This window comes from Colwellia sp. SU-HH01172 (genome assembly GCF_057553355.1).
Genome location: NZ_BAAJMB010000003.1, coordinates 22,991 through 46,602, shown reverse-complemented (window position 1 = coordinate 46,602; position 23,612 = coordinate 22,991). Strand labels below are relative to the sequence as shown.

The window sequence follows — 23,612 nt, the reverse complement described above, 5'->3', positions numbered from 1 at the left end:
ATGAGTATTGACCTGTCACAATTTATTCCAACGTTTCTAGAGGAGAGTTTTGAAGGCATCGAGTTAATGGAGTCGAGCCTACTTAACTTAGCGCAAGGAGACAATGAAACTATTAATGCTATTTTTCGTGCTGCGCATTCTATTAAAGGAGGTGCTGGAACGTTTGGATTTAATCATGTTACTGAATTTACTCATCTAGTTGAAACACTACTTGATGAAATGCGTGATGGTCGCCGAGAAGTTGCGCAAAAAGATGTTGAAATTCTTCTTGATTCTGTCGATTGCATGCGATTGTTAATAGAGTCAATTCGAGATAATAGTGATTATGATGATAGTAAAATCATCGCAACGTCGGCCTTGTTAACTGAAACATTAAATAGTGAACAAACATCTACAATAAATTCTCAGGAAGATACAACTGGTGATGTCACCGAAGGTGCTGCCAATAAGCTAGAGGAAAGTTCAGTAGTCGTTGTAGCAAGTGATACGGATAGTAATAAATGTCATTGGGCCATTAGTTTTGTACCTGAACATCATTTAGTACAAACGGGTAATGACCCCTTATTACTGCTAAATGCATTAAAAGAGCTAGGCGATATAACGATTAGTGCTAATTGTAATGCCATACCTAGTTTAACGGAGTTTGATGCCACTGAACTACATATTTCATGGCAAGTTGAATTAATTACTGATGCAAATTATGAAGATATTGCGGAAATATTTGAATGGGTTGAAGATGAATGTCAATTGACCATTAAGGAAGTACAGCCAGCTAGCAAGATTGAAACTATAGATGAGAATATCAACCTTGATGATAGCAACATTACTGCAGATAGGTCATCAACAATGCCTGAACAAGAGGTTGCTGCTGAACCTGCTAGCAATGCTAGTAAGAAAAACAGCAATGCGGTAAGTAAATCAAGAGTAGAGTCAGGCTCTATTCGTGTTGGTGTTGATAAAGTGGATAGCTTGATCAATTTAGTCGGTGAACTGGTCATCACGCAATCAATGTTGTCTGAATTAGGTAATGATTTTGAACCATCTAAAATTTCACGATTAAATTCTGGTTTAGAGCAACTATTACAAAACACTAAAGAGCTACAAGAAAGCGTCATGCGTATTCGCATGTTACCGATTAGCTTTGCCTTTAATCGTTTCCCTCGACTTATTCATGATCTTTCTAAGAAAATGGCTAAAGAGATTGAATTGGTGATCAGCGGTGAACAAACCGAGTTAGATAAAACGGTTATGGAGCAAATTGGTGATCCACTTGTTCACCTCGTACGAAACGCTGTTGACCATGGTATTGAAGCGACTGATATTAGATTGACTAACGGTAAACCTGAAAAAGGCACGATAACGTTAGATGCTTACCATCAAGGGGGCAGTATAGTTATTGAGATTAAAGATGACGGCGGTGGTATTGACCGAGATACAGTCCTAACTAAAGCTATTGAAAAAGGGTTAGTTGACGACTCTAGCTCGTTAACGGATAACCAAGTTTATGATTTATTGTTTGAACCTGGTTTTTCTACAGCAAAAGCGCTTAGCGATATATCAGGACGCGGTGTTGGTATGGATGTTGTTAAACGTAATATTCAATCTTTGGGAGGCAGAATACAAGTTGAGTCAACATTAGGCCAAGGCAGTAATTTTAAAGTTTTCCTGCCATTAACATTAGCTATTCTTGATGGACAGCTTATTAAAGTTGGAAGTGAAGTTTACATTATTCCACTCATTACCATTGTTGAATCATTACAAGTTCAAGACGCTCAAATTAACAGGATATCAGGCGATATGGTGTTATATCGACTTCGCGAAGATAACGTGCCGGTAATTCCTATTTATAAGCTTTTCAATATTCCTGCGCAAAATAAAGAAATTAGTAATGCTTTACTCGTTGTTGTGGAGGCTGAAGGACAAAAAGTTGGCCTAATGGTTGATGACTTGCTTGCTCAACAACAAGTGGTGGTAAAGAGCTTAAATGATAATTACCAACAAGTTGAAGGCGTTTCCGGCGCTACAATATTAGGTGATGGCTCTGTCGCCATGATTTTGGATGTACCTAGCATGATCACCATGGCACTGAAGTTAGCAAAAACACAACAGAAAAATCATCTGGCAGCAGAAGAGGTTGTACATTAGTGAACATTCAAGCATTAGTTGATGAAATTCCAGTAGAAGGCGAATACGCACTGGAAGGTTTAGATTTTATTGCCAGCGGTGAGCAATACCTGACTTTTTCGTTAGGTATTGAACAATATGCGGTGGATATTTTATCTGTTGAAGAAATTAGAAGTTGGGAGCAACCAACACATATTCCAAATGCGCCTAGCTTTGTCAAAGGCGTTATCAATATGCGTGGCGTCATCGTTCCTATTATTGATTTGCGTATTAGATTTGACATTGGTGAAGCAAAATATTGCAAAACGACTGTGGTCATTGTCCTCAAAGCCCAGCATGAGAATCAGTATCGTACGATGGGATTTGTTGTAGATGCTGTTTCAGACGTATTAAACGCTGAAGAAGATGATATTAAAACTACGCCAGCATTTGGCGGTAGTTTAGCACCTCACTATATAACAGGTTTAGTAAATGTTGGCGAAAATATTGTCACGTTACTTGATGTTACAACATTACAAACTATACAAAGCCATCAAACAAAACAGTAAAGGTGTAGCAATGGAGCGAGAAAAGGAATATCTGACTTTTATTCTAAATGGCGAAGAGTTTGGCGTTGATATTTTATGTGTGCAAGAACTCAGGGTTTGGAGTTCTGTGACTGAATTGCCAAATAAACCTGATTATATTAAAGGGGTAATTAATTTAAGAGGGGTTATTATTCCTATTATTGACCTTCGCCAACGCTTTGGTTTAACACCGCTGCCGTATAACGAGCAAACCGTAACCATTATTTTACGTAACCCTGACAGTTCAGTGCCTATGGTTGTCGGTGTTGTGGTTGATGCAGTATCTGAAGTTTATAAACTTTCAATGAATGCCATTCGAAAACCTCCGGCCTTTGGCCAGCAAATTGATGTTTGCTTTTTAGAAGGGTTAGCCTCAGTCGATAACAAGCTTGTTATTTTGCTAAATAGCAGCTCATTACTTGATCAAAATGCGCTTTATCAAATAAGCAAACCACTTGATGAACCTACAGTGGATAACAGTGCTATAGCTGTTTAATTGGCAACGTTTGGAGTTAATGTTAATGACACCGAAACAAATTAGTTTAGTACAAGCGCATTGGCAAAGTTTGCAAAGTTTGCAAAGTGAATTATCGCAACTTAATGCAATATTCTATCAACATTTATTTAAAGCACAGCCGAATTATAAAGACGTTTTAATAAATAAAGCAAAAGCAGAAAAACACTGCGTTATAGAAATGCTAAGTATTGAAATCTCTAATTTGACTGCAGTTAAAAGGAACTCTGCAAAAATAAAAGCAGAACAGGTTTGCCCAGAAATACTTAATTTACAAAACAGTATTGTAGAAGCATTTATTGAAGCGGTAACTGAAGTTCATAAGGAAAACATGCCGTTTGCGCTTAAGCGGGCGTGGACAGCGACAATTCAACATTTAGCTATGCCGCTTATCAAGTCAACACTACCAAAGCAATTATTTGAACATATTCAATCGACAGGGAATTTAACGACAATGAGCCAAAGTAATGATGTTTTAGCAACGGAAAATAATGATTTACAAGATGCAGATATGGCTGCACAGCTAAGTGCAATCAATAAAGTTCAGGCAATTATCGAGTTCAACATGGACGGTACAATAATTACCGCCAATGATAATTTTTTAGCCGCTGTTGGTTATACGTTAGAGGAAATACAAGGCCAACATCACAGTATGTTTGTAGAGCCCGAGTTTAAAGTAAGCGCAGAGTATAAGTTATTTTGGGACAGTTTAAATCGTGGTGAATTTGAGTCGAAAGAATACAAACGTCTTGGCAAAGGCGGTAAAGAAATTTGGATACAAGCTTCCTATAATCCGATTTTTGATGAAAGTGGCAAACCTAAAAAAGTTATTAAATTTGCCACTGATGTAACTAAACAGAAATTAAGAAATGCAAACTATCAAGGGCAAATTGATGCCATAAGTAAATCTCAGGCAGTAATAGAGTTTAATATGGATGGCACTATTATTACCGCCAATGATAACTTTTTAGCAACGGTAGGCTACGCATTAGAAGAAATACAAGGCCAGCATCACAGTATCTTTGTCGAGCCAGAATTTAAAGTAAGTGCAGAATATCGGTTGTTTTGGGAGAGTTTGAACCGCGGAGAGTATGATGCAAAAGAGTACAAACGACTAGGCAAAGGCGGTAAAGAAATTTGGATACGGGCCTCATATAACCCAATTTTAGATTTAAATGGTAAGCCTATGAAGGTGGTTAAATTTGCCTCTGATGTCACAGAACAAAAACTCAGCAATGCTGATTTTTCAGGGCAGATCAATGCTATTGGCAAATCACAAGCGGTAATAGAATTTAATATGGATGGCACCATTATTACCGCCAATGATAATTTTCTAAATGCTGTTGGTTACACCTTGACTGAAATTCAAGGGCAACATCATAGTATTTTTGTTGAAGCGGATGATAAAAATAGCCTTGAATACCAACAGTTTTGGGATAAATTAAACCGAGGCGAATATGATTCTGGTGAATATAAACGTTTGGGGAAAAGAGGTAAAGAAGTTTGGATTCAAGCATCTTACAATCCCATTCTCGACCTCAACGGCAATACATTTAAAGTAGTAAAATACGCTACTGACATTACTGCACGCAAGCAAGCTATCTCTGAAATTAAAGATACGTTAATTACTATGTCACAAGGCGACTTATCATGCGGAATTGAAACCGATTTAGTTGGCGAATTTAGCATTATTGGTGATTCAATAAATGACTTTATTAATGTGTTAAATGAAATGGTCAGTGATATTCGAAATGCGTCTACCAATGTTTTCGACTCATCACGTGAAATAGCCCAAGGTAATAATGAATTAAGTCACAGAACAGAATCACAAGCCTCCTCTTTAGAAGAAACGGCTTCAGCAATGGAGGAGTTAACAAGTACCGTTCAACAAAATGCAGAAAATGCCACAGAAGCCAGCAAATTGTCGACATCTGTTATGGATAAAGCGAGTAATGGTGGTGAAGTTGTACAAAATGCAATATCCGCTATGAGTGATATTAACAAGTCAAGTAAAAAAATTGCCGATATTATTAGTGTTATAGATGAAATTGCATTTCAAACGAATTTATTAGCACTTAATGCTGCAGTTGAAGCAGCAAGAGCTGGTGAGCAAGGTAGAGGTTTTGCTGTCGTTGCTGCAGAAGTGCGCAATTTAGCTCAGCGTTCTGCAGGTGCTGCCAAAGAAATTAAAGGACTAATAAATGATAGTGTCGAAGCTGTAGGTCAAGGCACTAAATTAGTCGATGAAACCGGTAAAACCTTCAGTGAATTAGCCTCGGCGATTGAAGAGGTTGGTAAAATGATTGGTGATATTGATAGTGCCGGGAAAGAGCAATCTGCTGGTATTGGTGAAGTGAGTGCAGCGGTAAGTCAAATGGATGAAATGACACAACAAAATGCCGCTCTGGTTGAGGAAGCTGCAGCCTCAAGTAAATCAATGGAAGAGCAAGCACAAGTGTTACTTGAACAAGTATCGTTTTTCACGCAAGAAGAAGAGCAACATCACGAGCCCGTTAGGCGCCGAGAAAGCACTGCCACGCCAAGTCATAGCCGTCGTCGCGTTAAACCAAGATTGTCGGCCGTTGAAGAGACTATTCGACCGGTATTTAAAGAAAAATCAAATGCGAACCTAGTGAATAGTGACCAAGAATGGGAAGAGTTTTAAGTCGATATGATGGCATTGAAACGGCAGGAAACGCTAAGTTTAACGGCAGATGAATTTAATTATGTTTGTCAGTTTGCTTATGACAATGCTGGCATAGTTTTAAATCAATCGAAGCAGGAAATGGTGTATCGCCGGTTTACGCGCATTGTTCGTGAGCGAAAGTTACCGTCTTTTTCAGCTTACTGCCGATTATTACAAGCTCAGCCAGAGCAAGAAAAAAGTTATTTTATTAATGCTATTACCACAAACTTAACGAGCTTTTTTCGCGAGCAGCATCATTTTGACTTTTTGAGTCAACATGAGTTGCCAAGTCTATTACAGGCAAACAAAGCGAATAAACGCATTCGAATTTGGTCCTCTGCAAGTTCAACTGGCGAAGAAGCATACAGTATTGCCATGATGCTATCTGAAGCGTTAGGCAAAACATTGTCAAATTGGGATGCGAAAATACTAGCAACCGATATTGATAGCAATGTATTACAAACGGCCAAAAGTGGTATTTACTCGCTTGATAGCATTGAAGGTGTACCGAAAAATCTAAAAAACAAATACTTTAGAAAAGGATGTGAACAGCAAACAGGGCAAAGTCGAGTCAGTAATGAGTTGCAAAAATATATAACCTTTAAGCAACTAAATTTATTGGCTTCGTGGCCAATGCGAGGTCCGTTTGACATTATTTTTTGCCGTAACGTGATTATATATTTTGATAAGGATACTCAGTCAAGACTATTTGAACGTTACTACAATATGTTAGCACCAGGTGGCTTACTTATATTAGGCCATAGCGAGAATTTAGGTGCTTACCAACAGTATTTTGAATGTGTCGGAAGAACTATTTTTCGTCGGCCAAATTAGTCTAGTTTCAAGGATGAGTTAAATTTATTATGGCGCTGATAAAAACTAAGAGTGCAGATGTCGAACATTTTAAGGCTCAGTGCTTGGCAGAATTTGCTCATGTAAATCATTATTGGGACAACCAAAGGGGGGCTGTCGTTGCGAAAATTCTTCCAGGCGAGTTTTATGTCTCTAAAGAGTATATTCCAATTGCGACGACATTAGGCTCATGCGTTGCCGCCTGTATTTGGGATGAAAAGAACAAGATAGGTGGCATGAATCACTTTATGTTACCACTCACCGATAAAGAAGCACATGAAGTCGATTGGGGTCAGCGAGGTATGCATTCTGACGCCACACGCTATGGAAATTTTGCCATGGAATACCTTATTAATTTAATTCTAAAAAATGGCGGTAAAAGAAGTCATTTAAAAGCGAAAGCATTTGGTGGCGCTAGAGTTTTAGAGAACATGTCTGATATTGGTGCAAAAAATATTAACTTTGTTCTAGGTTATTTAGAAGATGAAAATATTCCGTTAATAAGTTCGGACTTAGGTTCCATTCACCCAAGAAAAGTGATGTTTGAGCCGCAGACGGGTCGAGCATTAATGAAAACTATAGATAGTTTACATAATGACACGATAAGCAAAAGAGAAAGCGACTATCAAAGTCAACTTCACGCTCTGGCTAATGACGGCGAGATAGAGCTATTTTAAAGGAAGGTAAGTGACATGGAAAAGATCACAGTGCTAATCGTTGATGATTCAACCGTTATTCGAAATATTATAAAAGAATTGCTAATGGATGTTGAAGATATTGAAGTCATTGGTGAAGCTAAAGACCCATTTGTTGCCCGCCAACTGATAAAGAAATTAAATCCAGATGTTTTAACGTTAGATGTTGAAATGCCTAAAATGGATGGCATAACGTTTTTAAATAATTTAATGCGTTTAAGGCCGATGCCAGTTGTTATGTTGTCAACATTGACGACGCAAGGTGCTGATACCACATTAAAAGCACTTGAAATTGGTGCAATTGACTTTATTGCGAAACCTAGCTTCGAAGCCTTAACGGGCAATAAAAGCACGTTTAAAGAAACTATAATTGAGAAAATTCGTTCTGCTGGGTTGGTAAAACCGCAAGACCTCTCCTTTACTAAGCAGATATCAACTACTGATACAGCTAAATCACTTGTTTTCAGTGGTGCACAGAAACAAAACCAAATTATAGCAATTGGTGCCTCTACAGGCGGCACTGATGCGATTAAAAGTTTACTTTCACAAATGCCGAAAAATTCCCCCGCGATGGTTATAACCCTGCATATTCCTAATGTCTTTAGTCTGCGTTTTGCCCAAAGAATGAATAAAAACTCGTTAATGACTGTACAAGAGGCTAAGCATGGCGAGCAAATTAAAAAAGGTCATGTTTATATTGCGCCAGGCGGAAAACATTTAAAAGTCGTGTCAAAATCAGGCGTATTAAGCTGTCAATTAAGCGACTCAATCGCGGTAAATAGGCATAAGCCTTCAGTTGATGTGCTCTTTAACTCTTTGTTACCAATTGCTAAAGACGTTCAGGCAGTGGTCTTGACCGGCATGGGGCAAGATGGGGGCAAGGGATTACTGGCTTTAAAAGAGCAAGGTGCGATGACTATTATTCAAGATAAAAATACTAGCCTTGTTTGGGGAATGCCAGGCTACGCCCATAAAATTGATGCTTATCGAGCAGAGTTACCTCTAACTCATATTGCAAGTGCGCTTCTGAATAATGCAAGTTGTGGTTGGAATTCAGCTAGAGAGAAAGCGTATGAAAATGAATAAAGTACTGATATTTTCAGGAATTGCAATCTCTTGCGCCTTATTGATTGAGTCGTTGGTGCTTAGGCTTAACTATTTTTCTGCTGCACTAACACTAGGACTGCTAAGTATTTTTGTTTGGCAACTACGCCATAGAGAGTGGGAGAACAATAGCCCAGTCCAAAACACTGAGTTTAGCTCGGATCATATTCAACAGCTGCGCGCGAGTTTCAAGAATATGAACCGCCTGCTTGCTAAACAGGTCATCATAGTTGATAACGAAGTAAATCGCGCGAATATGTTTGTCGGATCTGCGGTGGTTGATATTTCGACCAGTTTTAAAAGTTTACAAAGCCTATGTGATGAACAGCAAACGTTAATTAGTCAGGTGGTTGCTAATATAGCGGCAAAGCAAGGAGGTGAAGAGTCGATAATTGAATCATTTATTCAGCAAACTAATAGCACGCTGGAAGATTTTGTTGAAATCATCATTCGCACTAGCAAAAAAAGCTTAGAAACCTTGTCATATACCGATGAGATGATTGCTCAGTTTGACAGCATATTTTCCTTACTTGGCCAAGTTGAAAACCTCGCTAGTCAAACGAATTTATTAGCGCTTAATGCGGCCATAGAGGCGGCCCGTGCAGGAGAAACAGGAAGAGGATTTGCTGTGGTTGCTAATGAAGTCAGACAGCTATCGATTAACTCAACAGAGTTGAATGAAGATATTCGAAATAAAATATCGGGTGCACAAGGTATTATTAGCCAACTACGTACATCAGTTGAGTCGATGGCCTCAGCCGATATGACTCCAACCTTAGAAGCAAAAGAGAAGGTGGGAGAGATGATTGAGTATATGGCGAATACTAACCTTGAATCAGGTGGTGCTATTCAAAAACTATCGCAAATTACCCCTCAAATATCCACTCATGTCACGAGTGCTATTCGGTCATTGCAGTTTGAAGACTTAACCAATCAAACACTAACTTCTATTAAAAGTAATTTGGCCTCGGTGGGGATGCTCAGTCAGATATTAGAAGAGATGCAAGTTAATCCTGATTGTATTGCTGAACAATTAGTTCATTTGCAAACTAAGTGCGATGAAATTATTAATAAAACAGAAGAAAAAGATGATCAGCGTAGTGTTTCTCAACTAACAATGGAAGAAGGCGAAGTTGAGCTATTTTAGTTTTTCACCTGCATAGTTTATTTTAATTTTTAACTATAAATATAAGGAATAATGATGACAGTAGAACGATTTGTAACCAATGACGGTAGCGAACTCTCAATTACAATTGATGGTAAATTTGACTTTTCGTTACATCAAAGCTTCCGAGATGCCTATGCGGATTTTCAAGGAAGTAATGTTGTGATTAATTTGGATCTATCTAAAACTACTTACATGGACAGTTCCGCATTAGGGATGATTCTTTTACTAAAAGATCATGCTGAAAAAAGTGCCAATCAAATCGTTATTCAAAAGCCAAATGAGACAGTAAATAAAATTTTAGAAATTGCCCAATTCCATCGCTTACTGACTATTGAGGCGTAAATTATGGAAGCAGTCGCCATAAACCTTGATGTTAAATTAGCTTTGATTGTAGATGACTCTAGTTTACAACGCAGTGTTTTAAGTAATTTATTAATTGAACAAAATTATAAAGTTATATCTGCATGTAACGGTCAGGAAGGTGTTGAAAAATATATTCAATACCAACCTGATTTAGTGTTGATGGATATTAATATGCCCGTTATGAATGGCTATGACGCGGCGCGAAAGATTAAAATTCATTCAGATAAATATAGTTTATGCCCAATAATTTTTGTTACCAATGAAAGCGCAGACAGTGCATATATTGAAAGTATTGATGCTGGCGGTGACGGAATACTTGTTCGTCCATTTTCTTCTCAAGTTTTCAAAGCCAAAATTAAATCTATCCAACGAATTAGTGACTTGTATGGGCAATTAAAAATATTGCAACAAGTCCAAGATGCTGACGCAGAAATTGCTGAAAAGCTCATGTCTGACGTTATCGAGTCTCGTAATTATGGCTTGGAAAGAATAGGCATAATTAAAAAGCCAGCGGCGTTATTTAGTGGAGATATACAGTTAAGTGCTTTATGTCCTAATGGCGATATCAATGTGCTTTTAGGTGATTTTACCGGCCATGGATTACGGTCATCAATCGGTGCGGTTCCATTAGCTGAAACATTTCGAACCATGACCAGAAAAGGTTTTTCATTGCTCGATATAGTTACGCAAATTAATAGTCAGCTGTATTGCTTATTACCTTCCGATTTATTCCTAGCAGCAACGTTTGTCACAATATCTTCTCATGAAGGCTCCATACACGTTTTAAATGCTGGCTTGCCTGATGCCTATGTATTTTCTGAGTATGGAGAAATAAAATTTAAAATATCGTCAAATCACCCGCCAATAGGGGTAATCGCTAACTTATTGACAGATGTTGCGATGTCTGTGGTATCAGTGCAAGACTCTGATCGGGTAATACTAATAAGTGATGGTATTGTTGAAGCAAGAAACAAACTTGATCAAATGTACGATTATCAACGGTTTGAAAAGGCAGTTAAAACAGGGCTTAGTGAAGGCAATATTGCAAGAACAGTACAAGCTAGTGTTGAGTGCTTTTGTCAAGGTATGGAGCAAGAAGATGATATTTCCTTGGTTGACATTCCTTGTAATGGTTGGCAACAAAGTTATTTAAAAATGTGTCGGGTTGATGACGATCATATTGAAAACAATCAAGCAAATATCCATCCATCTTGGAAGTGGCACTTATCGCTAACTGATGAGCGTTTAGCGACCGTTAACCCTATTCCTATGATTATGAACCACATTCATGAAATTGAAGGAAGTGGTGAACAATGGTTAGGGCTTCAAACTATATTAACAGAACTTTATGCTAATTCTTTAGAGCACGGAGTATTGCGGCTAAGCTCTGATTTGAAAACGTATCCAGATGGTTTTACTCAATATTATCAAGAAAGAGAAGTTCGATTAAAAGCCCTAAAGTCGGGGTTTGTTGATATCACCTTGGAATATTACTCTCTGTCAAATGGCGGACGCTTAAAAATTAATATGCAAGATAGTGGCGATGGTTTCGATATTAGTAATGCATTAAAGCCCAATAAAGGCCAGTCAAGCGTTGATTTACAGCTCTGTGGTAGAGGTATTGAACTGGTAAAACAGTTAGCGGAAAATTTAGCGTATTTTGATGAGGGTAGCCGAGTAGAAGCAAGTTACCTGTGGATTAAATAGCCTAAAATATTGAGGAATTATATTGGAAATTTTAGTCATTGACGATAGCAGTTACCAACGACAAATCATTATTGCCATGATCGAAGACAGTGGTTTTAAAGCCGTATGTGCAAACGGACATAAAGAGGCGTTGGAAATTTTAGAGCGAAACCAAGTTGATTTAATTTTAATGGATATTGAAATGCCGGAGATGAATGGATTCGAGCTGACCAAAATTATTCGCACAACATATTTAGAGTGGATGCCCATTATATTTTTAAGTGCCAATGATAGCGAAAGCTTTTTGGCGAAAGGTATTGATGCTGGAGGTGATGACTACTTAACCAAACCGGTTAAACAGGTAGTATTAGCAGCCAAAGTTAGAGCAATGGCGAGAATATCTCAAATGAAGTTTGCTTTAGAGCGTGCTAATAAACAACTTGAAGTATTGAGTAGTATCGACCCTTTAACACAAATACTTAACCGTAGAGGTTTAGATAATATGCTCAAAATCGCCTGGGATAAGAACGTCTCGGATGAGGCCGAGCTATCTTTGCTTATGATAGATATTGATTGTTTCAAGTTTTACAACGATAACTATGGCCATCAGCAAGGAGATAAATGTTTGGCAAAAGTTGCCGAGATACTTAACTATCAGCTTGACCACTCTACAGACGTTATTGGTCGTTTTGGCGGAGAAGAATTTATCATTGCATTGCCCTATACACCAATCTCAGGTGCTCGTTTTAAGGCACAAGAAATTATCACAGCATTACTCGAAGAGAAAATAGAGCATGAGTACTCCACTGTTTTACCTTATGTTTCAGTTAGCATTGGTGTTTCTTCAACGAGTTTATCAGCAAAAAACATCAGTGAACTTATAGAGCAAGCAGACCTCGCGCTATATAAGGCTAAAGCAAATAACCGTAATCAATGTGCGGTATACAGTGCAGCCTAGTTTTTAAGGCAATTGAAAAGTTTAATCATGAAAATTGATTATGTTATAGGAACGCGTATTTAGAGGGATTTTTATGTCAAAACCAAGAGTTTTAATTATTGACGATGATAGCACTTATTTAGAACTTCTACAGGAAGCATTAGAGCAAGATTTTACTGTACAGTGCGCTGTTGATTTAAATGAAGTTGCAAGCATAATCAACCAAATGAGTAGCGAAAGTTTTGACATCGCTTTAGTTGATGAAAATATTGGCGAAGAGAAAGGCTCTGATTGGATAAAACAACAAGTATATGGTGGCAAAGTTGCCAAGTCGTTTGTTTTGTATTCTGGTTTGGCAACTGAAGATGCTATTTTAAAAGGGCTAGAGTGTGGAGCAGATGACTTTTTAGCAAAACCAATCTCGTTACTAGCGCTGATCAAAAAATTAAAGCGACTGATTGACTACCAAGCAAAAATGCATTCTTTTGAGAGTGAAATTTTATCAAAAGATCGTGTCATTAATATTTCGATGGCGCAAGCCTCTAAATATGGCAGTTGCATGCAATTAACGTCGAAATTAAATCAATGTTTTACATTAGAAAAAATTCGCGATGAAGTTTTCTCATATCTTTACAGTATGAACTTGCAAGGCTGTATAGCTTTTTATCCTATTAATGACAACGATAGCTTTTATAGTTCAAAAAATGGCGTTTGTTCTCCTGTTGAAATTGATGTTATGAAGTTATTAAAAATAAAACCTAGGTTGTATCGCTTTGGCGCCAGAACTATTTTTAATCATCACTTAGTTTCAATTCTTATTCTCAATTTAGAAGATGGCACCATTGATACGGATATTTATATTGATGCCTTAGCATCCGTTATCGAGTGCGTTGGCGCTAGAATTGCTTTTATTAGCTATCAAAACTCCCTGGTAACAGTACAAGACAAAATCCAACAAGCAGTGATTCAAACTAAAAAAATGTTGGCGGTTTCAAAGCACCACCAACAAGAAGTAATGAACGAAATTGTCACTAACATAGGGCAAAGCTTTCATATTTTAGATATGAGTTTTGAACAGGAAGAATACCTAACAGACTTAGTGCATAAGGCTCTAAAAAAGCACACACAAGATGATATTAACTTTTTAGAAGTAGGGCAGTTACTTGATAGTGCTTTACAAAGTGTTGACGAACTTAAGTCTTTAAACGCTGTAAAAGAACAAGAGATTGAAACACTTGAGGAAGAGGATGAGTTATTTTGAATATTACCGAAAGTGTAAGCCTTGCTGATATTCCATTTGCCGTTTTATGCACCGATTTAAACGGTATTATTATTGATTGCAACTCTCAATTTTCTTGTCTATCAGGATACAGCCATGCGCAATTGATTGGAGAGCCTGTTGAATTATTACTACCTGATTCGATGGTAGGTGTTCATGTTGAACATCGACAGTTATACCAAGGTAACGCTAGTGTAATTAGCCATCCTCGACATAGCTTATTACTTAATCAATCTGAGCAAAGTATACCTTGTACAATTCGGGTACAAGAGCAAGAACATGGTTATATTGTTTTTCTAACTGAATATTTAGAAGCGGCAAGTTTTGATCATGATCCATCGACAAAGGATGTAAAGAAAGTACTAGGTAGTATCGAAGAAGCATTTTGGGAATGGAACATAGAGAAAAATATAATGTTTTACTCCGCTCATATGATGGCCATTCTTGATTATGGAGAAGAAGCATACACTGGACCGGCAACGCTAGGGAAAGAAATGGTTACTCGAGATGTGCTAAAAAATATTTATAGTATGTTTGATGAGCACCTAAGCGGTCGTACACCTTGTGTGAATATAACATTTCCGATTAAAACTAAATATGGCATAACCAAATGGCTAAGTATTGTTGGAAAAATATTTTCCTATAAAGATAATAAGCCTCATAAAGTTTTTGGCTCTGTAAAAGACATTACAGAAAATTATCAATTAGTTGATAGATTAAAAGAAAAAAATAATTACCTGGTGTTAGCAGAAGATCTGATTAATTCAGGCCATTGGCGTTATGACTTGTTTACACAAGAATTATTTTGGTCAACTGGTGTTTATCGTATTCACGGTTTAGACCCTAGCAACTATAAGCCTACTATAAACAGTGCGACAGAGCTTTACATTGAAGAACAACAGTCACTTATTAATCAGAAAATGGCAAATGCCGTCAAGCAAAAGCAAGGCTTTTATACTAAAAGTGTGATTAAACATGCTTCTGGACAGCTAGTAAAAGTAGAGGTTTTAGCTGAAGTAGAAATTGACTCAGATGGTGAGGTTGTCGGTGTTTTTGGTGTTTGCCGAGATATAACAAAATCAGAAGAAACCATAGAAAAACTTAAACTATTGGCGCTAGTTAATAATACCATTAAAGTGCCAATATTTTTTATTGATGAACAGGATAATATTGTTTATCAAGATCTGTCTCCACAAAATAATGATGAAAATTCTGTACTATTTAATTATATCAACTTTAGTATTACTGACTACATTGAATATAAACGTAAGGCTAAAGCTCAAGGGCATGTTAAACGGACAAACATTAGCTTTGATAAATACAACTCTGTATTTGACTTATCGATAAGTTATGAACGAGATGAAGGGATATATATTTGGATTGTTGAAGATATTACTGAGAAATTTCGTAAAGATCAGCAACAAATCATTAGCAATAGACTAGCTTTACTGGGCAATACTTTTGGTAATGTTTCACACGATATCAATAATGTACTGGGTGTTGCTCTTGGTGCAACTGAAATGCTTGAGTTGAAATTTAATCAAGGTGAAAGAGAAATTTATCGCTATATAGAACGAGTTAAGAATGCTATAGATAAAGGCAAAAGTGTTACAGAACGGTTATTAGCCTTCACGCGTAAACCAACCGTGAAAGTCATTGAATTTGATCCCATTAAAGAGATTGAAGAAAACCAATATTTATTTAAGCAGTTGCTGCTGCCTACCATTGATTTTAGTTTAGATATTAAAGATGTAATTTGCGCAATTAAATTTCCTCAAGGTGAGTTTATTAATATTCTTTTGAATTTAGTACTTAATTCTCAAGACGCAATTCAAGAGGGGGGCTTAATTGGGAAAATTAAAATATCCGCAAATTTAGTGTCAGAAAATCGTTTAGAGATTCATGTGCAAGATAGCGGTATTGGTATTGATGATGAGAATGTTTCAAAAATATTTGACCCATTCTATAGCAGTAAATCGGTTAATAAAGGTAACGGAATAGGTCTAGCTAATGTCTATAGTACGATTTATAAGCACAATGGCCAGATACAAGTGGAAGGCAAAGGAGACCTTGGTGGTGCTCATTTTACCTTAATATTTAAATGTGATGGCAAGGCACACTTAAGTATTGTTTCTGTTGAAAATAAACCTAAGCTATATATGCCGGGAAAGCGGGCGTTAATTCTTGATGATGAAGAAAGCATTGCTGAATTTATTTCACTTTATTTAGAAAGTGAGGGGGTAGTAGCAAATCACATTACGAATAAAACCAGCTTACTTAGCACATTAGCGGGAAATGAAGTGTTTGATATTTTTATCACTGATATGATCCTACCTGACATGTCAGGTCGTGAGGCGGTAGATTTAGTTAAAGCCAAATTTCCAAGTATCACGATATATTCTATTAGCGGTTATATTGCCGAAGAAGATAAACAGTGGCCATACCCAGTTTTACGCAAACCGTTTAATTCAAAAGAGTTAGGGAGTTTTTTAGTTGAGCAGTATTAAACTAGAATTTGCGATAACTATTTGGCTAACATAAAAAAATAATAAGCTTTGCTAACGGTACTAATATTTTTCAATTAGTCATATAGCGTGTAAGTATCTGTACGCTGATCTTAAAAATTTAAACATGACACCATACTATTAAACCCAATTCAGCCTGCGCTAAGATTATTTTCTCCTCATTTATTTAAGAAAGCTACTTATCTCTAATATTTTTGTTAAGCTGTCGTATCTTTATAAAAATAATAATACCTTTGGAGAACAATGTGGTTGAACCGAGTGTAATAGCACCAAGCTTTATTGAAGTATGGATTGGAACTATTAACGGTTATTTGTGGGGGAGCGTTTTAATTTATCTGCTAAGTGCTTGTGGCATTTGGTTTACAATTCGATTGAAAGGGCTGCAAATTCGCCGTTTTTTTCATATGTTCAGTATCTTAAAGTCTAGTCGTAAAAGTTCAAGCCAAGGTATTTCCTCTTTCCAAGCACTTTGTACATCACTGGCGGCACGCGTCGGCACCGGCAACTTAATGGGGGTGGCGGTGGCTATTTCTTTAGGAGGTGCAGGGGCTGTTTTCTGGATGTGGTTAATTGCCTTAGTGGGCATGGCGACCGCATTTGCAGAAAGTGCCTTAGGCCAGCTTTATAAAGAACGTGATAGCAATGGCAATTTTCGTGGAGGCCCAGCCTACTATATGAGTAAAGGCCTGAATAATAAAAAACTGGCGGTTACTTTTTCATTATGCTTATTTTTTGGTTATGGCTTTGTTTTTAGTGCAGTACAGGCAAACTCTATTACTGATGCTTTTAATGGCTCTTATGGTTTTGAGCCATTATATACCGGTATTGTTATTACCTTAGCGGCCGGTTTTATTGTTTTTGGTGGTTTAAAGAATATCGCCCGCTTTGCCGAATTGACCGTACCTTTTATGGGCCTACTTTACTTACTGGTTTGTATTAGTGTTATTTTACTCAATGTTGAAAAAATTCCTTCGGTTATCAGCAATATATTTGCTTCGGCGTTTGGTTTAAAAGAAGCGGGGAGTGGCTTGGTTGGTGCTGCTATAGTGCAAGGTGTAAAACGTGGACTGTATTCGAATGAAGCGGGCATGGGCAGTTCGCCTAATGCTGCTGCCGCAGCGGAGCCTTTCCCTCCACACCCGGTATCGCAGGGCTATATTCAAATGTTAGCGGTATTTTTTGACACCATTGTTATTTGTTCTTGTACGGCAATTTTGATATTACTGTTTAAAGATACCGGCAGCCAAGCCCAAGGAATTCAATTAACTCAACAAGCATTGGCTTATCAAGTTGGTGCCTGGGGCAGCGATTTTATTACTATCGCGATATTACTATTTGCTTTTACCTCAATAGTGGCCAACTTTGCTTATGCCGACAATAATCTCAAGTACTTGAATATGGATAATTTGTTAGGTCGATGGTTTTTGCGTATTGGCTTTCTATTAATGTTAGTGTTTGGCTCAGTGGCAACCTTACCTGAGGTGATTGCCTTGGCAGATTTATCAACAGGCTTAATGACTATTTTTAATGTGACTGCATTATTTATGCTTTCTAAAGTGGTTATTGCTATTGCTAAAGACTATCATCTGCAACACGATAAAGGCAAATTACCCCATTACCAGCCAGATGATACCGAACAACAGCAGTTTAATTTGACTAAAGGTATCTGGGATAAAAAGTAGTGCTAGATAAATACCAACAAGCGCTAATAAAGCTGCTATAATCCGCGCCTTAATATTTTGGGCGCGTTTTTATAACAGCGCTGTTTACAATGAAAAGATGGTGATGTGATGAGTGTGGATGCAATAGGTTTATCGGCTAATGTATTAAAAGCGGTAAAAGCATGTGGTTATAAAACTTTAACCCCAATTCAGCAACAAGCTATTCCGATGATTCGTACTGGCGTTGATATTTTAGCCAGTGCTCAAACTGGCACCGGAAAAACAGCCGCTTTTTCATTGCCCATATTAGATATATTGGCACGCAAGGTAAAGCCTTCTGCTGATGGTTTTGATACCACCACAACAGTTAAAGCACTGATATTAACGCCGACAAGAGAACTGGCGGCACAAGTTGCAGATAACATCAAAGCGTATAGTGAATTTTTACCTCTGCGCAGTGGTGCTGTTTTTGGTGGTGCGAATATGCCACCGCAAACTAAAATGTTGAAAAATGGCGTTGATGTTTTAGTGGCAACACCAGGGCGCTTAATTGAGCATCTTGAACAAAGAAATTTAGACTTGTCACAAGTGCAATTTTTAGTACTTGATGAAGCCGATCGTATGCTAGATATGGGCTTTTATAACGACATTGAACGTATTTCAGCAATGATCAAAGCTAGTCATCAAACTTTGATGTTTTCCGCAACTTTCTCTAATAAAGTTAAAACGCTGGCAAAAAAGGTTTTAAAAACACCGAAAACTATCGAAGTTGCTCGTCAAAATTCAACGTCAGGTAAAGTGAAGCAGTCAGTTTATTGGGTCTCAGAAACTCGTAAAGCTGAGTTGCTATCAGAACTTATCGGGGTCAATAATTGGCAACAAGTGCTGGTTTTTGCTGGTACTAAAGAAAGTGCGAATATCTTGGCGAAAGAGCTAAAGCTTGATGGTATAAAATCGGCATTATGCCATGGTGACAAAGCACAAGGCGCACGTAATAAGGCACTTGAACAGTTTGTTGATGGTACGGTGCGAGTATTAGTGGCAACCGATGTTGCTGCTCGAGGCTTAGATATACCAAACCTACCTTATGTGGTGAATTTTCATTTACCGTTCTTAGCGGAAGATTATGTACATCGTATTGGTCGTACCGGCCGAGCGGGAAAATCAGGTACTGCTATTTCGCTAGTAAGCCCGAAAGATGAGCAGTTTTTAGATAACATCGAAGCGTTAATTGGTCGTAAGTTTGAGCGCATTATAGTACCAGGTTATGAATTAGATCGAGCACTACCTGGGCAATATGATGCTAAAGAAGACGCGCCACTAAAGAAAAGTCGTTATAAAGCGACGCAAGAAAAAAATCAAATGTTAGCGCGTAAAAAAGAAAATGCAACACCTGCCGCTAAGCGTCGAGCAAAAGCTAAAAAGCAACAAAATAAGAGCCTAGGTAAAAGGCGCTAATTATTTTGCTTTGCATTAAAATCTAAAAATAGTGCGTCATGGACGAATACGATAACCTTATTGAAGTACCATTTAAAAATAGACACCAGTGCTGGTTTTGTGGCGAGCCAGCCGGGCGCTATTTTACCTTTCCCCATCAACATCATCTTGTTTTTGATTGTCAGCATTCAACTTTAACTGTGCCGGGCTGTGGTGAATGCGTTAGTGCAGCACTGAAAGCGAAAGTACGAAATATTTGGCAAGTAAAGCTATACGTTAAAACATTTCTTATGAAAAAGTACAAAAAAGATTTGGCTATTGGTCTGAACTGGACACAAGAAGAGTTAGCAAATTCCGGTTTTGAAGATGGCAATTTTGCTGGTTTTCAAAAAAGTGCTTGGTTTATGTATGAAGTGGCGAAAGAGCGGGTTAATTTTCGTGGCTGGCCGCTAGTACTTGATGGCAATGAAATTGAAAAAGATGACGGTAGTGATAGCTTTAAATTTGATGGTGTTTGTTATCCAAGCATTGAAGCAGCCATTGAGCATTACAGTGACAACTTTGCTTTAGATAGTACATTTCTTCGACGAGTATTGGCAAAAATTGGTCTAGAAAAATTTGCACAAGCGGTAAGAGTTTGCCGCTTGTACGTTGGTGCTACTCCTGATGAAAAGTCACGCGCACTGCATGAACTTTAGATCGAGCACTTAACTAGTTTTTTGAGCGACGACACTTAACTTTCGAGGCATGTTCATTTTTTGTGAATATAATGCCGTATCAGCCCGTTGGAAAAAGCTTGAGGCGGTATCGGCTCTATTCATAAATGCTAGGCCTAAACTGCTGGTAACGTTATATTTTGCCAATAAAGCGTCATTTGACATTGCCAAGTATATTCTATGTTCGATTGCCGCTAATGATTGTTCACAGGCATCTTCGACAATAATGGCAAATTCATCACCACCAAAGCGAAAAATACTGTCGGTGTCTCTGACACTTTGTCTTAAAGCATTGGCAAAATGCTCTAAGACATTGTCACCAACGATATGACCAAATGAATCGTTGATCGCCTTAAACTTATTTAAATCACATAAGATCAGTCCAACTCGTGCATGACGACGGGTAGCTTGTGCCATAGTACGTTTAAGTTGTTCGTCAAAGCTTCGACGGTTGCCAAGTTGTGTTAAGGCATCTTGCATCGCCAATTGCATGGCTCGATGATAGCGTATGGCATTATTTAACGGATGAACTAGTAGTTGATGCAACTCAGTTAAAACTTTGAAATTAGTGATGCTGATAGGTGTGTTAACCGAATAACTCAAAATGCCAAGAAATTTGCCATTAATTTTTAAGTCAAATTGTCGTTCTGCTTTCGCCTGACGACTACCACGAGCCGTTGCACTTATTTCGTCGTGCTTAAAGTAAAGCCCAGTAAAATCAACATATTTGGCTGCTTCAATAGCAAATATATCGATCAATTGTTTGACGTCCAGTGTTGTTTGTAATTGTTCTAATAATGCAAGATTACGCTGACTTTGTTGATCGCTATGTTGGAATAACGTAAAAGCGTTAAACTTAGAATTTGGATGATTAACAATATTTACTGTGCGCATATAGTGTTCCGTTTCGTTTTGGGGGCTGTAACTACATGTTTGTAAAAGCAAAAAGCATACCTGTTTTCATGAAATATACGGATTAAAAATATATTGCCTACTGTTATGCTGTAAGCCTTTGCTTTTATTGAAAAAATAATTAATGTAATTACTTTTAGCCAATTTTTGAAATTTGAAAATCTTGAGGATGTCAAATGATTGGCTTTTATTGCTATTGATAAAATGTAAGTTGAAGTGGACGTTTGCTGCTGAGCAACCTATTGCATATCAGCATTAAGAATAACGATAGAGCGACAGATATTGAGTTTTAATTGAAATAACAGAAAAGCTTAGACAAACAGCCATTTAGGGGGCTAAACTCATTATAGGCGTTTCAGCCATTATCTGATTATTTTTTGTAAGGAACACATGTGACAGGTCACCTAGAATTACTCGCAATACTTTCCAGTGCCGTACTTATTGTTTGGTTATTTCGCCGACTGCAATTGCCAGCTATTCTCGCGTATCTAGTTGCCGGTGTGTTAGTTGGAGAACATGGCTTGGCGCTTGCGCAAGAGCATGTAGACTATGAACACTTTGCCGAACTGGGTATTGTTTTTTTATTATTCACTCTTGGCCTTGAGTTTTCTTTACCTAAATTGATGGCGATGCGACATTTAGTTGTTACTGTTGGTAGCCTACAAGTAAGTATCTCTTTGTTGTTATTTCTTATTGTCGCGATGTTGATGGGACAAAGTTTTGCTGCATCTTTGACCATAGGTGGCATTCTTGCGTTGTCATCAACGGCCATTGTTATTCGTCAGCTCAGTGAAAGTGGCGGCATGAAGAAAAAGTCCGGGCAACTTTCTGTCGCGGTATTATTATTTCAAGATGTTGCTGTCGTACCGTTATTAATCGTTATTCCTTTATTAGCTCAAGGCGGTGATTCATCTTTTATTTTGGCGTTGCTATTTGCCTTAGTAAAAGGTGTCTTTGTGGTTTCAATTTTACTATTTGCAGGTAAGTGGTTATTACCTCGATTATTTAATTTAGTTGCACAAGTTAGAACGGATGAATTGTTCGTTTTAACTACTTTACTAGTTACTTTAGTGGCATCAGCGTTAACCCAGTGGTTTGGACTTTCAATGGCGCTAGGGGCATTTTTAGCCGGTATGATGTTAGGGGAAAGCCAATACAAACATCAGTTAGAAGCGGATATCAGACCTTATCGCGATATATTGCTTGGTTTATTTTTTGTTACTGTCGGCATGAAACTCGATATTAATGTGGTGTTTTCGTCGCCGTTAACTATTATTTTGCTGCTAATTAGTTTTATGGCCGTTAAGGTGGTGGTTATTGCCACCTTGGCCAAACGCGCGGGCGAGTCGCCGAAAGATGCTTGGGCTGCGGGGATCATGCTGGCACAAATGGGCGAATTTGGTTTTGTTTTAATTGCCTTGGCTAGCCAAGTTGAAATATTGCCAGAAACTACGGCTTCTATATTATTAGGCACCGGTGTTTTAAGTATGGCGATAACGCCTTATATGGTGGCGCATGCACGCAGTTGGGCGTTATGGTTCAGTCGAGAAAAGCAAGTAGATACTAAGTCATTAGAGCAGCTGCCTAAAAGTGCTAGTTTGAATGATCATGTCATTATTTGTGGCTTTGGCCGTATCGGGCAAACGGTTAGTCGTTTTTTAAAGCAGGAGTCGATTGATTTTGTTGCCATAGATATTGACCCTCTGCGCGCAACTAAAGCCCGTGAAGCCGGAGAAAACGTTTTATTTGGTTCTTCGCGGCAGGCTGAATTATTGCATGCGGCAAAGCTTTCCAAGGCAAAACTGGTGGTTATTGCCTTTGGTGAAGACAAACAGTCATTGGATGTTATTCAGAGAGTTCGCTCTTTAGCGCCAGATGTCCCTATTTTGGTTAGAACCCGTAATGATGATCAACTAGATGAATTGCATGCTGCTGGTGCCAACGAAGTTGTTCCTGAGAGCTTAGAAGGGAGTTTGATGTTAGTGTCACAAGTATTGTCGCTAACCGGTGTGCCATTTTCTAGAATTGTTCGCCGAGTACAAAAAGAACGTAAGAATCACTACAACCATTTACATGGCTTCTTTCAAGGTGAACATACTGATATGAGCCCAGATGCGATTGATCGTATTGAATTTGCTCATGCTATTTTGTTAGCTGACGATTCTTTTGCCAATGGCCGCAGTATTGCGTCGTTAAAATTAGGCGATCGACGAGTGATTGTTGTGGCATTGAGGCGTAACGATATCGAAACTGAAGAGCCCACTCCGGAAACTATTCTACAACCTCAAGATACCTTAATTGTTCGAGGCAAACCTCGTCGCGTTGAGCGTGCTGAACGCTTTGTGCAAGAAGGACATTAATTAGTTGCTAAAAAATCGTTGTACTTT

General features: G+C 38.0%; 18 protein-coding genes. 17 read left to right on the top strand and 1 reads right to left on the bottom strand.

Features of this window, described 5'->3' with window-relative positions; all coding sequences use genetic code 11:
- The 16 genes from AC27JP_RS09635 to AC27JP_RS09560 all read left to right on the top strand — a co-directional run bounded on the left by AC27JP_RS09635 (position 1) and on the right by AC27JP_RS09560 (position 20,295).
- Positions 1 to 2,145: a chemotaxis protein CheA gene (locus AC27JP_RS09635; RefSeq protein WP_487114459.1), complete on the top strand. Its 2,145-nt coding sequence runs from the start codon at positions 1 to 3 to the stop codon at positions 2,143 to 2,145.
- Positions 2,145 to 2,672: a chemotaxis protein CheW gene (locus AC27JP_RS09630; RefSeq protein WP_487114457.1), complete on the top strand. Its 528-nt coding sequence runs from the start codon at positions 2,145 to 2,147 to the stop codon at positions 2,670 to 2,672. The genes AC27JP_RS09635 and AC27JP_RS09630 overlap by 1 nt, the downstream gene beginning before the upstream one ends.
- 10 nt (positions 2,673 to 2,682) lie before the next feature.
- Positions 2,683 to 3,186, top strand: coding sequence for a chemotaxis protein CheW (locus AC27JP_RS09625; RefSeq protein ID WP_487114455.1), 504 nt, complete (start codon positions 2,683 to 2,685; stop codon positions 3,184 to 3,186).
- A gap of 25 nt (positions 3,187 to 3,211) precedes the next feature.
- On the top strand, positions 3,212 to 5,869 hold the full coding sequence (locus AC27JP_RS09620; RefSeq protein ID WP_487114453.1) for a methyl-accepting chemotaxis protein: 2,658 nt from the start codon (positions 3,212 to 3,214) through the stop codon (positions 5,867 to 5,869).
- A 6-nt stretch (positions 5,870 to 5,875) separates the two neighbouring features.
- A complete protein-coding gene (locus tag AC27JP_RS09615; RefSeq protein WP_487114451.1) occupies positions 5,876 to 6,724 on the top strand; it encodes a CheR family methyltransferase in 849 nt (282 codons plus the stop codon).
- Positions 6,725 to 6,753: 29 nt separating this feature from the next.
- A complete protein-coding gene (gene cheD / locus AC27JP_RS09610; protein WP_487114449.1) occupies positions 6,754 to 7,419 on the top strand; it encodes a chemoreceptor glutamine deamidase CheD in 666 nt (221 codons plus the stop codon).
- A 15-nt stretch (positions 7,420 to 7,434) separates the two neighbouring features.
- A complete protein-coding gene (locus AC27JP_RS09605) occupies positions 7,435 to 8,523 on the top strand; it encodes a protein-glutamate methylesterase/protein-glutamine glutaminase (protein WP_487114447.1) in 1,089 nt (362 codons plus the stop codon).
- Positions 8,510 to 9,688 (top strand): methyl-accepting chemotaxis protein, encoded by a 1,179-nt coding sequence (locus tag AC27JP_RS09600; protein WP_487114445.1) that lies wholly within the window; start codon positions 8,510 to 8,512, stop codon positions 9,686 to 9,688. The genes AC27JP_RS09605 and AC27JP_RS09600 overlap by 14 nt, the downstream gene beginning before the upstream one ends.
- A gap of 51 nt (positions 9,689 to 9,739) precedes the next feature.
- Positions 9,740 to 10,051 (top strand): STAS domain-containing protein, encoded by a 312-nt coding sequence (locus tag AC27JP_RS09595; RefSeq protein ID WP_487114443.1) that lies wholly within the window; start codon positions 9,740 to 9,742, stop codon positions 10,049 to 10,051.
- Positions 10,052 to 10,054: 3 nt separating this feature from the next.
- Positions 10,055 to 11,779: an ATP-binding SpoIIE family protein phosphatase gene (locus AC27JP_RS09590; RefSeq protein ID WP_487114441.1), complete on the top strand. Its 1,725-nt coding sequence runs from the start codon at positions 10,055 to 10,057 to the stop codon at positions 11,777 to 11,779.
- A 22-nt stretch (positions 11,780 to 11,801) separates the two neighbouring features.
- Positions 11,802 to 12,716: a diguanylate cyclase gene (locus AC27JP_RS09585; RefSeq protein ID WP_487114439.1), complete on the top strand. Its 915-nt coding sequence runs from the start codon at positions 11,802 to 11,804 to the stop codon at positions 12,714 to 12,716.
- Between the two features lie 73 nt (positions 12,717 to 12,789).
- Complete coding sequence (locus tag AC27JP_RS09580; RefSeq protein ID WP_487114437.1) at positions 12,790 to 13,956, top strand: response regulator transcription factor; 1,167 nt, start codon at positions 12,790 to 12,792, stop codon at positions 13,954 to 13,956.
- Positions 13,953 to 16,481 (top strand): PAS domain S-box protein, encoded by a 2,529-nt coding sequence (locus AC27JP_RS09575; RefSeq protein ID WP_487114435.1) that lies wholly within the window; start codon positions 13,953 to 13,955, stop codon positions 16,479 to 16,481. The genes AC27JP_RS09580 and AC27JP_RS09575 overlap by 4 nt, the downstream gene beginning before the upstream one ends.
- Before the next feature lie 263 nt (positions 16,482 to 16,744).
- Positions 16,745 to 18,181, top strand: coding sequence for an alanine/glycine:cation symporter family protein (locus AC27JP_RS09570; RefSeq protein ID WP_487114433.1), 1,437 nt, complete (start codon positions 16,745 to 16,747; stop codon positions 18,179 to 18,181).
- Between the two features lie 108 nt (positions 18,182 to 18,289).
- Complete coding sequence (locus AC27JP_RS09565) at positions 18,290 to 19,618, top strand: DEAD/DEAH box helicase (RefSeq protein WP_487114431.1); 1,329 nt, start codon at positions 18,290 to 18,292, stop codon at positions 19,616 to 19,618.
- 38 nt (positions 19,619 to 19,656) lie between these two features.
- The gene (locus AC27JP_RS09560) at positions 19,657 to 20,295 is read left to right on the top strand and encodes a hypothetical protein (RefSeq protein ID WP_487114429.1); all 639 of its coding nucleotides are present in this window, start codon (positions 19,657 to 19,659) and stop codon (positions 20,293 to 20,295) included.
- 9 nt (positions 20,296 to 20,304) lie between these two features.
- On the opposite strand, the gene AC27JP_RS09555 is transcribed toward AC27JP_RS09560, so the two are convergent.
- Positions 20,305 to 21,207, bottom strand: a complete 903-nt coding sequence (locus tag AC27JP_RS09555) for a GGDEF domain-containing protein (RefSeq protein ID WP_487114427.1) — start codon at positions 21,205 to 21,207, stop codon at positions 20,305 to 20,307.
- 410 nt (positions 21,208 to 21,617) lie between these two features.
- Here AC27JP_RS09555 and AC27JP_RS09550 point away from each other — a divergent pair, with 410 nt between their 5' ends.
- Positions 21,618 to 23,585 (top strand): monovalent cation:proton antiporter family protein, encoded by a 1,968-nt coding sequence (locus tag AC27JP_RS09550; RefSeq protein ID WP_487114425.1) that lies wholly within the window; start codon positions 21,618 to 21,620, stop codon positions 23,583 to 23,585.
- Positions 23,586 to 23,612 lie beyond the last annotated feature (27 nt).

Bases quoted from the DNA above. Each gene is read 5' to 3' on its own strand.
- AC27JP_RS09635 (WP_487114459.1), top strand. From the start codon at position 1: ATGAGTATTGACCTGTCACAATTTATTCCAACGTTTCTAGAGGAGAGT.
- AC27JP_RS09625 (WP_487114455.1), top strand. From the start codon at position 2,683: ATGGAGCGAGAAAAGGAATATCTGACTTTTATTCTAAATGGCGAAGAG.
- AC27JP_RS09620 (WP_487114453.1), top strand. From the start codon at position 3,212: ATGACACCGAAACAAATTAGTTTAGTACAAGCGCATTGGCAAAGTTTG.
- AC27JP_RS09615 (WP_487114451.1), top strand. From the start codon at position 5,876: ATGATGGCATTGAAACGGCAGGAAACGCTAAGTTTAACGGCAGATGAA.
- cheD (WP_487114449.1), top strand. From the start codon at position 6,754: ATGGCGCTGATAAAAACTAAGAGTGCAGATGTCGAACATTTTAAGGCT.
- AC27JP_RS09605 (WP_487114447.1), top strand. From the start codon at position 7,435: ATGGAAAAGATCACAGTGCTAATCGTTGATGATTCAACCGTTATTCGA.
- AC27JP_RS09600 (WP_487114445.1), top strand. From the start codon at position 8,510: ATGAAAATGAATAAAGTACTGATATTTTCAGGAATTGCAATCTCTTGC.
- AC27JP_RS09595 (WP_487114443.1), top strand. From the start codon at position 9,740: ATGATGACAGTAGAACGATTTGTAACCAATGACGGTAGCGAACTCTCA.
- AC27JP_RS09590 (WP_487114441.1), top strand. From the start codon at position 10,055: ATGGAAGCAGTCGCCATAAACCTTGATGTTAAATTAGCTTTGATTGTA.
- AC27JP_RS09580 (WP_487114437.1), top strand. From the start codon at position 12,790: ATGTCAAAACCAAGAGTTTTAATTATTGACGATGATAGCACTTATTTA.
- AC27JP_RS09565 (WP_487114431.1), top strand. From the start codon at position 18,290: ATGAGTGTGGATGCAATAGGTTTATCGGCTAATGTATTAAAAGCGGTA.
- AC27JP_RS09560 (WP_487114429.1), top strand. From the start codon at position 19,657: ATGGACGAATACGATAACCTTATTGAAGTACCATTTAAAAATAGACAC.
- AC27JP_RS09555 (WP_487114427.1), bottom strand. From the start codon at position 21,207: ATGCGCACAGTAAATATTGTTAATCATCCAAATTCTAAGTTTAACGCT.